Below are 16,402 nucleotides of genomic sequence, written 5' to 3'. Positions count from 1 at the left end.
GAGGTGCTTTTTATGTTGGCATCAATTGCTGAAGGCGCTGTGGTTCCTCTCCAAGCCAAGCCGGATGCTGAGCGGTGCTGTCGAAAATGGATGAGGTTTTGAATGGCTCAAACTCCCCTCGTGCTGCTGCCTCTGCCGTTTTTGCTAACAACGATTCTACCTCATGCTCGTTCATTGTCTGGAATGTACGCACGGCTTCAAAAGCTTGCTCCAGAATATCCATGCTGTCAATTCCAGCGATTACTACCGATGTGGGCAAATTTAGAGCATAATGCAGACACTCAATTGGCGTTACAGTCTTTGACCGTAAAAGAATACCATTAGCCATACTTTTCATGCCAAGAACGCCGATGTTGTTTTTGACTAGTTCTGGCACAACTAACTTTGCAAAGCTTCGGTAGTGTGCATCCATTACATTCAGCGGCATTTGAACGGCATCAAATTTAAAACCGGAACTGGCTGCAACTTCAAGCATATGCAGATGAATGTGAGGATCTTTATGTCCCGTAAAGCCTATGTATCTGAGCTTACCAGCTTTACGCGCCTCAATAAAAGCGGCATTTGCTCCTTCTTCATCAAACACTCGATGCGGGTCTTCATACCTGATAATTTCGTGGTGCTGTACGAGATCGATGCAATCAACTTGAAGGCGTCGAAGCGATTCGTCTATTTGTTTTGCAGCTTCTTTCTTCGAGCGACCATCAATTTTCGTCATCAGGAACACTTTGTCTCGATAGCCATCACGCAGCGCTTTCCCCATGCGAATCTCGCTAACACCCCCGTTATAATCCCAGGAGTTATCCATAAAGGTGATACCGCGATCGATAGCTGTGCGAACTATACGTATACCCAATTCCTCATCAACGTACTTCAATCCAATGTGCCAACCACCCAGTCCGATCGCAGAAACCTTTTCTCCCGTGCTACCGAGAACACGATAAAGCATTTCTGAGTTTGACGTACTTTCTGACATCTTTGCTGATTCCACTTTCTGATATACTAGCTACTGATTAAATACATATAGCTATTAGTTAATTCAAACACAAAGAAATATTTCAATTATCTTTCTAAAGATACACTAGCTCTATAATTTACTATTTTAGACTTTTGAATTCCTCATTATGGTGTTCTCAAGCTCTGAAAATATATATTTAGCTATAAAATCTATCTTAGTATTGAGGCTAAATCATAAAAATTAAGCTTGCACATTAGACTTTTAATATATTTGCTAAATTTGTCAAGAAATCATCAAAAATAGCAATTAGACGAATGTTATAGGTTAAATAGATATACAGAAAATAGCGATCGATTGCTACTAATTTGTATTTGTAAATACAAATTTATTTTACATCTATCTACTTCTTTAATAAGAGGTTGGTTAAAGAGTTAGAAGTTAGTTTAGGAGCAAGTATAGGAATACTATATAAAGATTTCGTTGAAAGTAAAAAACTATGACTATTTCACTCAAACCCCTCCGCAACCAAGTTATTGTCATTACTGGTGCTTCCAGTGGAATTGGCTTAGTGACTGCTAGAATGGCAGCACAAAAAGGTGCAAAACTCGTTCTTGCGGCTCGTAATGAGGATGCGCTCCGTCAACTTACCGACGAAATTTGCAGCAAGGGAGGTCAGGCAATTTATGTTGTTGCTGATGTAGGAAAAGAAGAAGACGTTAATCGCATAGCCGATCGGGCGCTCGCAGAGTTCTCTGGGTTCGATACCTGGGTTAATAATGCTGGTGTGTCTATTTTCGGTCTCTGTACAGAGGTGTCAATACCAGATATGAAGCGCATGTTCGATACCAACTTTTGGGGAACCGTTTATGGCTCGCGTGCTGCGGTCAAACACTTTAAGGAGCGGGGGAGCAACGGAGCACTGATAAATATCGGTAGCTTTTTTGGCGATCGGGCAACACCCGTTCAGTCCACCTATTCAGCTTCAAAACACGCACTTCATGGCTGGACAGATGCTCTTCGGATGGAGTTAGAGGCAGAAAAGGCTCCAATCTCAGTCACGTTAATCCATCCCGGACGAATAGATACTCCATATAACGAGCACGCCCGCAGTTATATGCCCAAACAGCCTGCCCATCGCGGTATGATCTACCCACCGGAGGCAGTCGCTGAAGCCATTTTGTATTCAGCAGAGCATCCGAAGCGGGATATGTTTGTTGGTTTCCAAGCTAAGTTCTTCGCCGTACTAGGTGGCATATCTCCACGCCTGATGGATAAGTTAATGGAGATATGGATGTTTCCTTCTCAACAATCGGATCGCCCCTCGCGAGACAGAGAGGATAACGCCCTCTATCAAGCTGGTTATGGTATGCACGAGAGAGGAACGCATCAAGGATGGATTAGATCGGGTAGCATATACGTGAAAGTCTCAAAGTATCCAGTTTTTACAACTATAGCTGTTGCTGGTCTGAGTGTAGCTATTTGGTTACTGGCAACATCGGTTGTGTGAATGAAGAACTGCGAGCCGGGTATGGCTTGCGCTGAAGCGATCGCAATACTAATACATTATATTAAATACTAATTCAAAAGTTGCTCAATAGCGTCCCTTGTGACTCCGACCGCATTTTCTGCTCGAACCCCAAGATTCGATACGGTCTACTCCTTTTTATGCTGGCATCAATTGCTGAATGTGCTGGCTCCTCTCCAAGCCGAAGCTACCGTTACCATCCGCTTCTAGTTCCGCTTTTCACCTTTAGTCAGTCGTTAGATGTCTATTACTTCCAAAGGGAACTGTACAAAGCCCGATCTCCTTGATAGGGAGCGATTGGAACGAGTCCAAGCCTGAAAACTGGACATATGTTGGTAAGTTTAGTTTCCCGAACTCATGAAATCTTTATTTACTTAAAGAGTAGTTTATTTATTACAGGGAGGCTAGGGGGAATACTAGAGGAAATTGGGTTGAGCAAGGTAATTTATATATGGAGCCAACATCTCCTATCTCCAAGACTTGTCGTTGTCAACATGTTACACGCTGCCAGGCTAAAGAAGCAGGTAAGCTCTTTTTCTGGTTCCCCATTCCACATACTCTAAAAAAAGTCACCTCTTACCTACAGCAATTTAAGCTTAAGTACGAACTTATGCACGAGCGACCCGGACTGATTTTGGACTGTAGAGCCGGACAGACCCAAGAAATTGCTCGTAACCTAGCTCAACTACTTGCACCGCGAGAATTAATAGAAACACAAGTCCTTTTTATTCGAGGCGCTATCCAACCTCAACTTCAGGACTTTAGTGACATCGCCTCACTACAACGCTTTATTAAGTTTAGCCAGTCGGACTGGCTGGTTGATATGCTGGCAACAGAACGATTTACCAGTCACTTTCAACCGATCGTTTCTATTCAAGATACATCCCAAATTTATGGATATGAGTCTCTGTTGCGGGGACTAGACGAACACAGCAATTTAGTACCCCCAGGACCAATCTTAGAGTTAGCAACCGAATCCGGTCTTTTGCCACAACTCGACCGAGTTGCTCGCTTGAGCGCGATCGCCCAATTCAGCCGCCATCAAGTAAACGGACACATCTTCATCAATTGTTCGCCAACAGCTCTTTATGACCCCGTTTTTTGCCTGCGAACTACGGTAGAAGCAATCGATCGAGCAGGTATTTCCCACAAACGGGTTGTCTTTGAAGTCGTCGAGTCAGACAATCCTCAAGATTTAGCCCACCTTCAATCAGTACTTCAGTACTATCGAGATGCTGGTTTTTTAGTAGCTCTTGATGACCTCGGTTCTGGTTATTCTAGCTTGAATTTGATCCATCAGTTACGACCAGACTTTATTAAGTTGGACATGGGCTTAATTCGAGACGTGCATAAAGACCTGTACAAAGCCTCAATTACCGAAAAGCTTCTAGAAATTACTCAAAAGTTAAACATTCAGACTGTCGCTGAAGGGATCGAGTGCATTGAAGAACTAAACTGGCTGCGAGAGCGGGGAGCAACGTTTGCTCAAGGTTATTTAATTGCCAAACCCAGTGAAGTTCCTGTTACTTCAACTCCTAACTTTGATACGATTGCTTTAAGTGCAGCATCAACATCTAACAAGCAGGTTGAGCAGCGCGTCCAACACCAAAGCGAGTCCGAGAGAATTGTCGCAGCTGTAACACAGCGCATCCGACAATCGTTAGAGTTAGACGATATCTTACAAAATACAGCTGATGAGGTACGGCAACTGTTTGAGGTAGATCGAGTGGTAATCTATCAGTTCGAGCCGGACTGGAGCGGGTTTGTTGCTGTAGAATCCCTAGCGGATGAGTGCAAATCTATTCTTGGATTTCACGTTATGGACACGTGCTTTCAATCTACCCATGCAGTTTTCTACCAACAAGGCAATACCAGAGCAATTGAAGATATTGAAACTGAGGGATTAGCTCCGTGTCATGTTAACCTCCTTCGGAGCTTATGCGTCCGGGCAAATCTCATCGTGCCTATCTTGCAGCAAGAGCGTTTGTGGGGACTATTAATCGCTCATCAATGCCGCAGTACCAGACAATGGCAGCAATCGGAGATTAACTTGTTTAACCAACTCGCAGCTCAAGCGGCGATCGCCATTCAGCAATCGGAACTCTACCATCAACTACAGCAAGCAAATCAGGAATTACAGCGCCTTGCTTCTTCGGATGGTCTGACTCAAGTGGCAAATCGGCGCTGCTTTGATGATATACTCAACGCAGAGTGGCAAAGGTTAGCACGAGAGCAGGCATCGCTATCTTTGATTTTGTGTGATGTCGATTGCTTTAAGCTTTACAACGATACTTATGGACATCTCGCAGGAGATGATGTGCTCAGACACGTTGCCAAGGCAATCTCTCAGACAGTTAAACGCCCTGCCGATTTAGTTGCTCGCTATGGTGGAGAAGAGTTTGCAGTCATTTTGCCGAATACTGGTATCGAAGAAGCTATTACGGTTGCAAGAGAAATTCAAACAAATGTTAGTGCATTACAGCTGCCTCATCCGAATTCTCAAATCGATCAATTCATTACACTCAGTATTGGCGTGGCAACTATAATTCCTCACAGCCAATCATCGAGCTCGACTTTAGTGGCTGCTGCTGACCAGGGACTCTACCAGGCAAAAGCACAAGGGAGAAATTGTGTGGTGCAAATGGATTGTAAAAATACTGAGGCTAGATTTGTCCTCGAGCAAGCAAAAGTATCGCGGCCAACACTTGTTCTTTAACTACCAAGTTGCGATCGCTATTCTAGATGACGGCGATCGCGATTTTGGGATGTCACTCACCCCAGGAATCGATTGTGCTCAAAATATATTAGACTCCTAGAATTTAATTTGCTACTTTGATATATTTGTCAGCAAACTAATTATTAGCTGCTAGTTTGGCAAGCACCCCACTATACAATGCCATAAATTTCGACTCTTCTAAAGATGCATTGCTATTATTCCAAATAGCTACTACACAGTAATTTTTACCGTTCTTTGCCTGTAACCAAGTTGTCATATTGAAAACACCAGGCTCAGATCCCCCTTTATACGCTACCCGTTGCCAATTTTCGGTATTGGCAACACCAGGATTAATACTCATCAGTGGCAAATCGGCAACTTGTTCTATAAGTTGGCAGAGTTCTTCTGCTGTAAAAAACCATTCTACATCTAGGGCAACTGGGTTAGTTCCCACAAATTCATTCACATCGGGAAGTGGTTTTTTTGCAATCTCTCTCAGGATCGTGCGGCGTTGAGATTCGTTGCTTGTTTGATAGCGTTTCAACAAGTCGCGATTTCCAGAACCTTTTAAAACAAATAATTCGCGGGTAGTCAGGAAGGGACGGTTACGGGGTGACACGGGCTCAATTTCCTCTCGTCCAAGCAAATTAATTAAGATATCTGTTGCCGTATTATCACTGAGAGAAATCATCAAACTCGCAAGTGTTTGCACTGTCAAGTACGATCCGTCTGGCCATGTGTGTAACATTCCAGATGGTAAACTTTTCTCACTTGGTTGCAATTGCACGACATCTTTCCACGTGCGTTTGCCTGAAGCAATTTGTGATTTCAGTGCTTGGAGTACTGCTAGCTTGAAAGCTGAGCCGACAGCTAGGGGTGTTGTGGTATTTAATGCAGCCTTTGTCGTTTTGCCTTCCCGAACTAGGAAACTCACTTGACCGGGTAAAGCTTTAAATTGAGCGATCGCTTCTTCTAAACTCATGACTTTAGCTTGCGGTGGTTGAAACAGCAACCCCGAAATCTGTCCTTTGCTATTTAGCACTATTTGAGTTGGTACTGAAGCTTGACTAAAGAGAACCAAGAAATCTCGAGCGTTACTTTGTATACCTTGATAAGTTCCCAATTGATTTTTTAACCCTGAGAGCACTTGGCGTATCTGTATAATTGAAACTTGAGCTAAAAATTCCGGTGAAAACCACTCAGGTTGTATTTGTTTGCTAATAAATAATCTTTCTAAAGCTGCTTTGGGGGACATTGATTGTTCTGGGGTTTGTATTTGAGCAAGCGAGCGTTTTTGAAGTTCACTTTCTGCTAACGCCGAAGGAGGAAACATTAAGTTTAATGTTAGTAAGATAATGAAGAAAACACTGCTAATATATTTATACATAAAAAATACGCTCCTCTAAGCCCCAATTAATCTTGATGTTAATGTGTTGAAACGAAGTAAGCTAGCACAGTCAAAGTAAGGATATGGTGTGAGAGATCGCCACTAGTCCGACAATTCTATTCAGAGAAAAATAAACTAGAATCAACATATAATAATTTTCCTAACGCTAAAGCCTGTTGTGAATCTATTTCTAATTCACCATTCAGGACTTTATCAACAATATCAGATGAACCAAAAACTTTTACTAAATTATCCTTCTTAATATTCTGTGCTTCCATCAGATGAATCATTCGAGAACGCGGTGTAGAATGGTTTAACTGATAATGTTTATTTTCAAAGTCTTCAATTAACTTTACCAATAGCTCTAAAATTGTACTTTCTTCAGGAGTAAGCTTTTGGCGAGCCAGCAATTCCTCTACCACCTCTAAAAATTCCTCATTTTCAGCTTCTGTTTTAATAATTCGAGGTTGATATTTAGAAAGTAATTGGCTGTATACATCTGAGTTAATAGTAAGGGTCATTTTTCCAGTGCTCTTTGTCATATTCTGCATGAGTTAAGACATATTTAATATAGATAACTTGTTTCTCGTAATTAATACTAACAATCAATCTATATTTATTCCCTTTGATATTAAAAACTGTAAAGTTACTAACCGCTTCCGCTTGAGGATAAGTGGTTTGAACTTCTACTAAGTTTCCCCAATGAGCTTTACTTGCAATTTTATACCAGTCATCTAGTGCTTCGTAGCAATCTCCGTGTCGTTGGCAAAATTCTTGTAACTTTTTACGGCTAATAACGTGCATTACATTAATGATTATAGCGTTCCTAATTGTTTGCCGTTACACCTATTCTAAAAGTGAATTGATCGTAATTGCGCCTGCTCTGGACACCTAATTTTCCTTAAATTACTCCCTTCTCACTAAAAAATTACCTAAAGATGTAGGGTGAGCAGTGCCTACCAACAACGAACGGTATGCTGCCCACCCTACTCCCTGAAATTTGCCATTTTGGACTACTCAATATACGGATTACTGCCGATTAATCCGAATCAAATCTGTCAAGATGCTATCCAAACTACCATTGACTTGGATTTTCTCAATCTTCTCGGCAATTCGTTCGAGTACTTCCAATTCCTTCAGACGCAACGCTACGGGGTTATCCTCCATCACCTTAGCAGTATTCAACATACTGCGAGTGGCAGCAGTTTCTTCACGACGGCGGACTCCGTTCGCTTGGGCTGCTTTTTCTGCTTCCACAACCTTACTCAAAATTGTCTTAATCTCGCCAGGGAGAATAATATCTTTCACCCCAACAGAATCGACTTCAATTCCATAGTCTGCGGTTTTCTGGCGGACATATTCAGAGACACTTCTATCAATTGCGCCTTTATCCTCCAATAGAGCATCTAGAGTTCTTTCCCCAACAGCACCACGTAAAGCAAACTGTAGTTCTTTGTACAAGTAAGTGTTAATATCCGATAAACCGTTCTTGGCTCTCAGTGGGTCGAGAATGCGATAACCAGCAGTTAAGTTTAAGCGCAAAGGGACTTTATCTTTAGAAAGAATGTCTTGACCGGAGACTTCCAGTGTTGAGTAGCGAAGGTCAAAGATTTCTGTTTGCAAAGAACGCCCAAACAGCCACCATGCATGCATTCCTGCTTGGAGTTGTGTTTGATACTCTTGATTGATGTAGAGTAGTCCCAGATGTTGTGCTGGAACTTCGCGAATATGCAAAGAATTGCGGCTTAAGGCTAGAGTTTCTGGCAAACCTGTTACTAACTCAGCAACCAAGCGAGGTGGTAACTTAGCATCAGTACTAATGTCAATAACCTCTACCTCAACACCTTGCCAAAACAGCTTGCGACTGCACGGTGGTAGGATGGAAATCACTTTCCCTTGATATCGTACAATGGCTACTTCCGAAGTCAGCAATTGTACTATGTCACAGTAAGCTGCAACAAAATCGGGATGCTTTTCAATCAATACATCTTCAAGGGGAAAACTAGGATTAGGTACAATACGGCTGAGAGTTCGGAGCGAAACATCTTTGTCGTATGACCAAAAAGCATACTCGCCCGGTTCTAGTGGTCGGACAAAGTTATTTTGCACGTACAGCAAACCAATTTCCGACTCCGAAATTTGGAATTTTTTCAGTCCACTCAAGGGGATTCCACGTACTTGCGGGACGAATTCGGCAGGTAATTCCAAGCTTTCTTCTAAGTTAAAGATATGGGGTTCTACATCTATAAAACCGCGCCAAAAAGCCCGTAGTTGGTTGGGTGGAACGCTCACCCAATTTTGACCCAACCGTACTAGAGCTGCTTGGTTGTAAGCTGTTCGCACAACTAGAAGATGCTGTTGTAGCTCGGAACTGCTATCGCGCAGCAAAAGTTCGAGGTTATCAATCTTCGCTTCCGGTTGGTTGAGGTCATAAGTTGTGACTTGCCAGTGACGCCCAAAATACCTGTAAGTACCAGGCTGCAAAATTTTCTTAAAATCACTGCGGTGATATAAGATTCCAATTTCGTTAGGTTTGATATAAAACGTTTTCCACATAGAAATTTTTATGGCTAACTTGGGCATTTTTACCCAACGCAGAAGGTGTGATAGAAACATTGTTAACTCCCGTTTAGCCTCACCTACATTGCCTATCTCAACCTAAGAGACAGGTGGAGAGAAATTGTGTACGAGGAGCAATTCCAGCTGTAAACCAAGTTCGGAGGAATGACTGGCTGTATGGGTTTTGTAATACACCAAATGTCCCAAATAACCGGAAGCTTATAAAGCTCCAATATAACTACCTGTAATATATATACTACAAAATATTTTTAAACTCTGCAAATGTGAGTGTTAACAGTTCAGTTGCGGGCAAATTGCATCTTCAAAACTGGATTAAGGAGGTAGAGTCGGCTCTGGTTACCACCAGTTTGAGTGACTGCCATATTGCTGCCATTCCCGCAAGCGGAAAAAACAGCACTCAGATTTGCCATTCCATTTGCCATTCTAGAATTCTTATTAGAGAGACTAGATATGGCAAATGCTTGTGACAAACTCAAGTTAGGGAGAAAACAATTGCACTGGCTTCTTTACTGTAAGTACCAAGTATTACCAATGGTAATCGGTAACAGAACACCAACATCGCAGAGTTTACAAAACCAAAACAGATTTTTTCCGTTTTGGCTTTTTCCTGTTTCTGTAACTGCGAAACTGCCTTGTCCCTAACAAGGTGCCCAAATCAGGGCGAGGATGTTGTGGCTGAAAGTACAGGAGTACAACCTGTGTCCCATCGACGATCCACCGATGGCTTTACTGAGTAAAGTTCACTTTCTTTCGGTAGTCACATATAGCAAGGGGCGGTATACGCTCAATCCAATGGTTGGCGCACCAGCCGGGTATGCAGAACCCGCACTACTGCTTTGCACAATATATTCCCACCTTACGACTTAATGTAACCCAAGGAAATCTGAGAAAACACGTGGGAATTACTTAACAAATTGAAACTCTGCAAATGTGGGTGTTTACAGTACAGTTGCGGGCAAATTGTGTCTCCAAAATTCTGATTGAGAAGGCAGCACTAGCTTGTGGTTGTTACCAGTTGCAGTGACTGCCATATTGCTGTCATTCCCGCGAGCGGAAAAAACAGCACTCAGATTTGCCGTTCCGTTTGCCGATTCTCGAATTCTCTTGGAGAAACCAGATGTGGAAAACGCCCATGACAAACTCAAATTAAGAAGAAAACAATTGCGCTGGCTTCCTGACTGTAACGGCGCGATCGCAAATTCACGACCGGCCGCGAACACCGACATTGCAGAGTTTGTACAATAACGGAATCGAACCGTCTTGGGATTTCTCCCATACCATATAAGTAACTTGGCTACCGTGACAGGGTAGTGTCTTTTGACCCGGACGGGGTTGGTGGAAAGTGCAGGAATCGAACCTGCAACCAATCGATTATGAGTCGATCGCTCTATCCAGTGAGCTAACTTTCAAAGAGGGGAGTTTGATGTAGGATTTTAACCTACGTCCGACCGATGGCTTCGGTTGCTCTAACTAACTGAGCTAATCAAACAGTAACGTAGTGACGCATAACAAGAGCGGTATACGCTCAATCCAAAGGTTGGCGCACCAGTCGGGTATACAGAACCCGAACCATAGCTTTGCTGATGTATTACTACATTACTACCCATTGTAGTACATTAATTTCAGTGCGTCCAGATCCCAATTTCTTATTTTGAGTTTTCGGTGTAATTGCGGTTCTCTGTAATTTGAACCTCGTGAAAAGCTTAGAGTCAAGTGCTGTTCGTCACAGGTATATTGTTGATGTCCTCATCTGGAAAACAACTTTTTGAATTCTATAATTCGCCCTCAGGATATTCATTCCGACAAGGCACGTTGAGAGAAATACTATGGCAACACTTTAAAACCTTTTTTTGTATATTTCTTGTTCTATTTGTCTTGTTTGCAGCGCTCGCTATCCGAGCATTACTGGAAACAGCTATGGAGAGATTATACACCTATCATCAAGCATATTTATATGAGATGGGAAAGCTGCCAAGAAATTTTCTAGACGATTGGCAACAAATTTTTTCGTTACTAAGCTCAATCGAACTACCTGTTTTTGCGGAATTGGGACTGAGAATTGGACTGGGAGTTGGACTGGCAATTGGAACTGGAGTTGGAACTTATTTCATTACTATATTGTTACTATCACGGAAATCTTCCAATTACGCCGTATGGGTTGTTGAGCATAAACAGCAAATTGTTGGATGGGCATCGCTTTTGATGCAAACAAACTATACCGTGCTTTCTACTATTTACATCGACCCCAAACATCGCTTGCAGGGCGTTGGCTCACACTTGCTCTGGCGGTGTTTGAAGAATGTGAGAAAACCTGTTTATCTCATCTGTTATCCTCACCTTCAAGGATTCTATGCACGTATTGGGTTTGTTTCTCTTTCCAAACAGGATATGCCTAAAGAACTGCAGTTCTCCAAACTACTTGGGATGAGATTGTTGCACGAACCAACACTAATAACAAACCAGTCATCAATGACTCCACCTCTGCTACCTAAACTCTCAATTCGTCCCTTCCAAGAGATTGAGGAGCAATGGCACATTTACAAAACCTTTTGGCGCAGGAAGCGATTTCGGAAATCTCGACTCGACGTCTTGACTTTAGTTGTTTTGGTATCAAGCCGTCCTTTTGTTGCGCTAAGTGGAATTGTCTGGAGTCTCGAAGCAATCTTTGGATTTACAGAGTTCGCTCACTTGAACTTTTCTGTACTTGGCATCCAATTCTCAGGAATAACTATTACCTTATGGGTGTTCTTGTTCTCAATAAGTCTGTTATGGTTCTTTGCTAAGTGTCAAGAGTGGATTGTTGAACGGGACGGTAGTCTCATTGGTTACATTCACTTTTCTCATAGAGGGAACTGTTCAATTTTATACAACTTACACATTGAACCCCAGTATAACCAACAAAATCTTAGCAAGTTGTTATTAGCGCGTCTCAACCATCAAATATCACGACCTCTCTATTTTAATTGCCCGCGTGCGGATAGACAGTTCTACACTGGGCTAGGCTTCTCACTCGCCGATCGCAGAGAACTGCCATTTGAGTTTCAGTTTTTTCAATTGACTGGTTATGTACCTCTTAAACTTACAAATTTGGCAATGACAGATTTACTGGAACAACTTGTTCAATCTGTAGAACCTATTTGCGATCGAGAAAGCATACCCTTACGCAGTCAGACTCACTTACAAGCTCAACAACTGAAGAGAAAAAGATGGATTTGGATGACTGTTGCAGCCCTTTTACTTGGAGTATATACGATCGCTCCTCTTTTCAAAATTCCTCAAATTTCCTCCGAACTCAAACAACAAATTCCAACAGAAGAGCTTAAAAGCGATCGCATCGTGCAACGCTTGGAAGGAAAAGAAAGTATTCGAGCTTTGGCGATCGCATCCGATAATCAGACAGTTGCTCGTGGTAACGAAGATGGTAAGATTCAAATTTGGGATCTCAAGAGCAAAAGCCTGCAACAAACTTTGAACGTTTCTTCTAGCAAGATTCAATCCCTTGCCTTGAGTCCAGACAATCAAACCTTAATTGTTGGCACATCAATAGGTACAATTCAACTTTGGAATTATAAACTTGGTATTTTACAGGAAATACTCTCTCCTACTCATCTTGGAGAAATTCAAACTTTAAAAATCAGTCGTAATGGTCAAACGTTAGTCAGTAGCAGTTGGAAAGACGCATCTGTTAAAGTTTGGGATTTGAATCGCGGGCAGATCCAACATACAATCAATACTGGCGTTGAAGTGCTTTCTGTAGCAGAAAGTCCTGATGGTCAAACTTTATATATTGGAACGCTAGGTGCTATCAAGATTTGGGATTTAGAGCATCACGCACTAGTACAACATTTGGCTGCTCATTCTCGTGAAGTGGAAGTTATTGCTATGAGCGCAGATGGTAAATTGCTTGTTTCTGGGGGTATCGATCGCCAATTTACTGAAAACAAAAGTTTTAGAGATGTTTCCACGGTCAAAATTTGGGATGCTCAAAGTTTCACACTGCTAAAAACATTGCAAATTTATTCTAGTTCGCTAGAGTCGATAAGTATCAGCCCTGATGGGAAAACGATCGTTTTTAATGATTGCTGTCAAGCTCGTTGGTGGCAATGGATGAAGAACAAATATGTTTCAGATATTTATGGGCTCAATCATAACACTGTGTTGAGTTCTGATGGTACAACTCTGGTTGGTGTTGGGTTCGATCGCAAAACAATAACGATCGCAAAGTTATCCAACCTCTTGCAATCAAGTTCTTCTCGCTGAATTTTTAGAAGCCCAATCGTTACTCATTAATGTCATCTGGTTTAATTTAGCCAATGTCTCATCATACCAAACAATCATAGTTTTTAACCCGTTTTCTGGGCGTAGTAATGATTATTTATTGCAATTCTGCAACCAGTGACGAAATTCTTTCACCAACTCTAAATAATCTTTTTCTCCAACTTGTTCTAAAAACTTAACAAGTTCTAAAATTGGTAAATTTGGGAAGGCTAAACTTTTTTCTGTTTTAATATATTCTTGATTTTGAAGTATATAAATACTCAAATCTTCACCATTGTAACACCAAACTTCTGCTATTCCTATATCTGAATAGATTTGTAAGCGATTTTCAGAACTGCTAGTGATATCAATTTCAACTACTAAATCTGGTGGGGGATCTTGTTGTAAGTCTATCCTCTTTTTGCCACGAATAATATCAATATTTTTCAAATAAAAACTTTCATCTGGTTCTGCTCCACTCAACTGTGGATACTTATAAGTAGTAGAACCAAATGGTTCAATTCTGATTTCTAATTCTTCAGCTATGGTTTCAACAAAGCGTCCCATTAAAGTCTTGTAACGTTCGTATTCTGGAGAAGGAGCTATGATTTCTAAATTGCCACGGTTGTAAGTTAGCCGAAGACGACGATTTTTGCTCAATTCATCAAGTAAACTTTCATAGGTTTGCCAACTAATACCTGATAAATGAATAATCTCTTCGGGCTGAATAAGAATTTTTGCAGTCATATTTCACCTTAACGATTGAAATATTGATTTGTCTTAAGCGATCGCATTACATCTCAAGAAAGCTACTTTTTTAAGAAGATGCTTGTAAAGTCTCAATTCATACCCGCCTCTGCGAACTAATTAGATGCATCTTCATACAGAAATGGTATAGGTCATTTGGTTTATGCTTGCCCTATGCGAACGTATAGAGCAAGCTTCCATATACTATCTTAAGCATAATCTTCACTATTCTTGTATAAGTAGAGGGCTAGAAGCTAACACCACAAGAAATTTTGGGAAGTTTTTTATTTAGAAGTTCTTAAACTTCCTGTACCAATTCAAACCTCTTAATCGCTAAGATAATCAATACTTTCTGCGTTCCATATCCTTCAAATTTGGGCTTATAAGCTATGTATTGGTATTTTGCCCATAGCTTATAAGCCCAATCGTTACTCACTACTGTTTTCCAATGCTTCCTGTGTCATCTGGTTTAATCTAGCCAACGTCTCATCACACCAAGCAATCAAAGCCTTTGTAGCATGGAATTTGTAGCTAACAGTTATCATCCAGTAGGGAAAATTGAGATTTTCAGCCTCCTTCACCTTCATATCTTCTTCAATCGCCCGGTACTTCTGTAGGAGTTGTTGTTGCATTTCTCTGAATTGTTGCACGTGACGAATATTGTCAGCAACGCTCACCTGCTTTCCACAGAACAGCTTTAATAAAATCTCGATGCGCTCTACCTGCGGTTCAACAGGTTCTACCAACCAGTGTTGCAACTCCTCAAGCCCTTTGTCTGTCAGCGTGTAGATATGTCGGTTGGGCTTACCGACTTGCTCCTCAACTGACTGAATTGCCAGTCCTTCAGTGACTAGTCGTTTCAAGATGGGATAAATTTGCCCGTAACTTTCCGTCCAAAAGCTTCCAGTAATCGTTTCTATCTTCTTTTTGATATCGTAACCGGACTTAGGACCAAAACTGAGCAGTCCCAAAATAGCGTACTTACTTTTGTTCTCTCTTGACATATAGTTATTTGATATATATCTTTAAGATATAAGTTGCAGACAAAGTTCCAAGTTTACTCTTGAAAAATTCAAGTTAAGGATATTGATCAATGTCCCGAGCTGTGTTCTCAGGGCATTCATCAATATTAATCTTCTGTTGATGTGATTTTGCAAGACTGTAAGGGGAATCCCGAACGAGCGATCGCAAAGTTTGGGCTGGAAAATTGACGTAAATATAAAACTCATTAACCAAGAATTATGAAAGCATTTGTCACTGGTAGTACTGGGTTACTTGGTAACAATTTAGTGCGCTTACTATTACAACAAGGCTATTCTGTAAAAGCCTTAGTTCGTTCTTCAGCAAAAGCATCTCAAGTACTTTCTGGATTAAATGTTACTCTAGTGAAGGGCGATCTGCTGGATATTGATAGCTTTGCCAATGAATTATCTGGATGTGATGTTTTGTTCCATACAGCTGCTTATTTTCGAGAATATTATCAACCTGGCAATCACTGGCAAACGCTAAAAGATCTTAATGTCAATGGCACAATTAAATTGCTAACTGAGGCAGAAAAGCAAGGTATTAAAAAAGTCATTTATGTGAGTTCAGCAGGTCCTTTAGGAATGAAAGAGAGTGGTGAACCGGGTGACGAGTCTACCCCACCCGCTCCGGAAGCATTTAAAAATCTTTACTTTAAGAGCAAGGTGTTAGCAGAGAATGCAATTTATGAATTTCTCAAACAGCATTCTTTACCAGTTGTTTTCATCTTACCAGGATGGATGTTTGGACCGGGAGATGCGGCTCCAACAGCAGGCGGTCAACTCGTGCTAGATTATCTCAATCGAAAAATCCCCGGTATTATAGACGGTGGAACCTGTATGGTAGACGCACGGGATGTAGCACAAGCAATGATTCATGCGGTAGAGAGCGGTAAGGGTGGCGAGCGTTACATAGTAGGCGGACAATATTATGATTTCAAAGCTCTGTTTCACACTCTAGAAAAAGTGAGCCATGTTCCCTCTCCCAAACGCCAGCTACCCTACAGTTTAACCTTGATTCTTGCCAGGTTTTCTGATATGTATGCTCGATTGACTCATAGCAAATCAGTACTTCCTCTTGATGGGATTCGCATTATGTATTTGAAAAGCCAAGTTTCATCTGCAAAGGCAATAGAAGAATTAGGAGCAAGTTTTCGACCAATGGAAGAAACATTGCAAGATGTTATTGAGTGGTATCGAAAACATTATTAGG

General features: G+C 41.4%; 13 protein-coding genes and 2 tRNA genes. 4 read left to right on the top strand and 11 right to left on the bottom strand.

Annotated elements, in window-relative coordinates:
* Positions 1-10 precede the first annotated feature (10 nt).
* Positions 11-973, bottom strand: coding sequence for an aldo/keto reductase (locus AB0756_RS36460; RefSeq protein ID WP_038088746.1), 963 nt, complete (start codon positions 971-973; stop codon positions 11-13).
* A 478-nt stretch (positions 974-1,451) separates the two neighbouring features.
* On the opposite strand from AB0756_RS36460, the gene AB0756_RS36455 reads away from it, so the two are divergent.
* Positions 1,452-2,462, top strand: coding sequence for an SDR family oxidoreductase (locus AB0756_RS36455; RefSeq protein ID WP_038088747.1), 1,011 nt, complete (start codon positions 1,452-1,454; stop codon positions 2,460-2,462).
* Between the two features lie 469 nt (positions 2,463-2,931).
* Positions 2,932-5,196 (top strand): EAL domain-containing protein, encoded by a 2,265-nt coding sequence (locus AB0756_RS36450; RefSeq protein ID WP_038088749.1) that lies wholly within the window; start codon positions 2,932-2,934, stop codon positions 5,194-5,196.
* 136 nt (positions 5,197-5,332) lie between these two features.
* Here AB0756_RS36450 and AB0756_RS36445 read toward each other — a convergent pair whose 3' ends face one another.
* The 8 genes from AB0756_RS36445 to AB0756_RS36410 form a co-directional block, all read right to left on the bottom strand.
* Complete coding sequence (locus AB0756_RS36445) at positions 5,333-6,583, bottom strand: serine hydrolase (RefSeq protein ID WP_038088751.1); 1,251 nt, start codon at positions 6,581-6,583, stop codon at positions 5,333-5,335.
* 116 nt (positions 6,584-6,699) lie between these two features.
* Complete coding sequence (locus AB0756_RS36440; RefSeq protein WP_038088752.1) at positions 6,700-7,104, bottom strand: helix-turn-helix domain-containing protein; 405 nt, start codon at positions 7,102-7,104, stop codon at positions 6,700-6,702.
* Positions 7,088-7,387, bottom strand: a complete 300-nt coding sequence (locus AB0756_RS36435; protein WP_038088753.1) for a type II toxin-antitoxin system HigB family toxin — start codon at positions 7,385-7,387, stop codon at positions 7,088-7,090. The genes AB0756_RS36440 and AB0756_RS36435 overlap by 17 nt, the downstream gene beginning before the upstream one ends.
* 225 nt (positions 7,388-7,612) lie before the next feature.
* Positions 7,613-9,139, bottom strand: a complete 1,527-nt coding sequence (locus tag AB0756_RS36430; RefSeq protein ID WP_038088806.1) for a slipin family protein — start codon at positions 9,137-9,139, stop codon at positions 7,613-7,615.
* Between the two features lie 302 nt (positions 9,140-9,441).
* Positions 9,442-9,585 carry a hypothetical protein gene (locus tag AB0756_RS36425; RefSeq protein ID WP_153021557.1) on the bottom strand — a complete coding sequence of 48 codons (144 nt, stop codon included), beginning with the start codon at positions 9,583-9,585 and terminating at the stop codon, positions 9,442-9,444.
* 516 nt (positions 9,586-10,101) lie between these two features.
* Complete coding sequence (locus AB0756_RS36420) at positions 10,102-10,389, bottom strand: hypothetical protein (RefSeq protein ID WP_050045299.1); 288 nt, start codon at positions 10,387-10,389, stop codon at positions 10,102-10,104.
* A gap of 107 nt (positions 10,390-10,496) precedes the next feature.
* Positions 10,497-10,572: transfer RNA gene (locus AB0756_RS36415), tRNA-Ile, on the bottom strand.
* Positions 10,573-10,580: 8 nt separating this feature from the next.
* Positions 10,581-10,652: transfer RNA gene (locus AB0756_RS36410), tRNA-Gly, on the bottom strand.
* A 428-nt stretch (positions 10,653-11,080) separates the two neighbouring features.
* On the opposite strand from AB0756_RS36410, the gene AB0756_RS36405 reads away from it, so the two are divergent.
* Positions 11,081-13,423 carry a GNAT family N-acetyltransferase gene (locus tag AB0756_RS36405; RefSeq protein ID WP_162002288.1) on the top strand — a complete coding sequence of 781 codons (2,343 nt, stop codon included), beginning with the start codon at positions 11,081-11,083 and terminating at the stop codon, positions 13,421-13,423.
* A gap of 111 nt (positions 13,424-13,534) precedes the next feature.
* Here the strand turns inward: AB0756_RS36405 and AB0756_RS36400 are convergent, their stop codons facing one another.
* Together AB0756_RS36400 and AB0756_RS36395 are read right to left on the bottom strand one after the other, a co-directional pair.
* Positions 13,535-14,167, bottom strand: coding sequence for a Uma2 family endonuclease (locus tag AB0756_RS36400; protein ID WP_038088757.1), 633 nt, complete (start codon positions 14,165-14,167; stop codon positions 13,535-13,537).
* 428 nt (positions 14,168-14,595) lie between these two features.
* A complete protein-coding gene (locus tag AB0756_RS36395; RefSeq protein ID WP_038088759.1) occupies positions 14,596-15,171 on the bottom strand; it encodes a PadR family transcriptional regulator in 576 nt (191 codons plus the stop codon).
* Between the two features lie 237 nt (positions 15,172-15,408).
* Between AB0756_RS36395 and AB0756_RS36390 the strand changes: the two genes are divergently transcribed.
* Positions 15,409-16,401: an SDR family oxidoreductase gene (locus tag AB0756_RS36390; RefSeq protein WP_038088765.1), complete on the top strand. Its 993-nt coding sequence runs from the start codon at positions 15,409-15,411 to the stop codon at positions 16,399-16,401.
* The last annotated feature ends 1 nt before the right edge of the window (position 16,402 follow it).

The organism is Tolypothrix campylonemoides VB511288_2, from assembly GCF_045999855.1.
GTDB classification, from domain to species: domain Bacteria; phylum Cyanobacteriota; class Cyanobacteriia; order Cyanobacteriales; family Nostocaceae; genus Scytonema; species Scytonema bouteillei_A.
Note: the sequence above shows the minus strand (reverse complement) of the source record. Positions and strands in the feature narration are given on the sequence as shown.

Excerpts from the sequence above, each read along its gene's own strand:
- AB0756_RS36460 (WP_038088746.1), bottom strand. The coding sequence starts at position 973 with ATGTCAGAAAGTACGTCAAACTCAGAAATGCTTTATCGTGTTCTCGGT.
- AB0756_RS36455 (WP_038088747.1), top strand. The coding sequence starts at position 1,452 with ATGACTATTTCACTCAAACCCCTCCGCAACCAAGTTATTGTCATTACT.
- AB0756_RS36450 (WP_038088749.1), top strand. The coding sequence starts at position 2,932 with ATGGAGCCAACATCTCCTATCTCCAAGACTTGTCGTTGTCAACATGTT.
- AB0756_RS36445 (WP_038088751.1), bottom strand. The coding sequence starts at position 6,583 with ATGTATAAATATATTAGCAGTGTTTTCTTCATTATCTTACTAACATTA.
- AB0756_RS36440 (WP_038088752.1), bottom strand. The coding sequence starts at position 7,104 with ATGACCCTTACTATTAACTCAGATGTATACAGCCAATTACTTTCTAAA.
- AB0756_RS36435 (WP_038088753.1), bottom strand. The coding sequence starts at position 7,387 with ATGCACGTTATTAGCCGTAAAAAGTTACAAGAATTTTGCCAACGACAC.
- AB0756_RS36430 (WP_038088806.1), bottom strand. The coding sequence starts at position 9,139 with ATGTGGAAAACGTTTTATATCAAACCTAACGAAATTGGAATCTTATAT.
- AB0756_RS36425 (WP_153021557.1), bottom strand. The coding sequence starts at position 9,585 with ATGGCAAATGGAATGGCAAATCTGAGTGCTGTTTTTTCCGCTTGCGGG.
- AB0756_RS36420 (WP_050045299.1), bottom strand. The coding sequence starts at position 10,389 with ATGTCGGTGTTCGCGGCCGGTCGTGAATTTGCGATCGCGCCGTTACAG.
- AB0756_RS36405 (WP_162002288.1), top strand. The coding sequence starts at position 11,081 with ATGGAGAGATTATACACCTATCATCAAGCATATTTATATGAGATGGGA.
- AB0756_RS36400 (WP_038088757.1), bottom strand. The coding sequence starts at position 14,167 with ATGACTGCAAAAATTCTTATTCAGCCCGAAGAGATTATTCATTTATCA.
- AB0756_RS36395 (WP_038088759.1), bottom strand. The coding sequence starts at position 15,171 with ATGTCAAGAGAGAACAAAAGTAAGTACGCTATTTTGGGACTGCTCAGT.
- AB0756_RS36390 (WP_038088765.1), top strand. The coding sequence starts at position 15,409 with ATGAAAGCATTTGTCACTGGTAGTACTGGGTTACTTGGTAACAATTTA.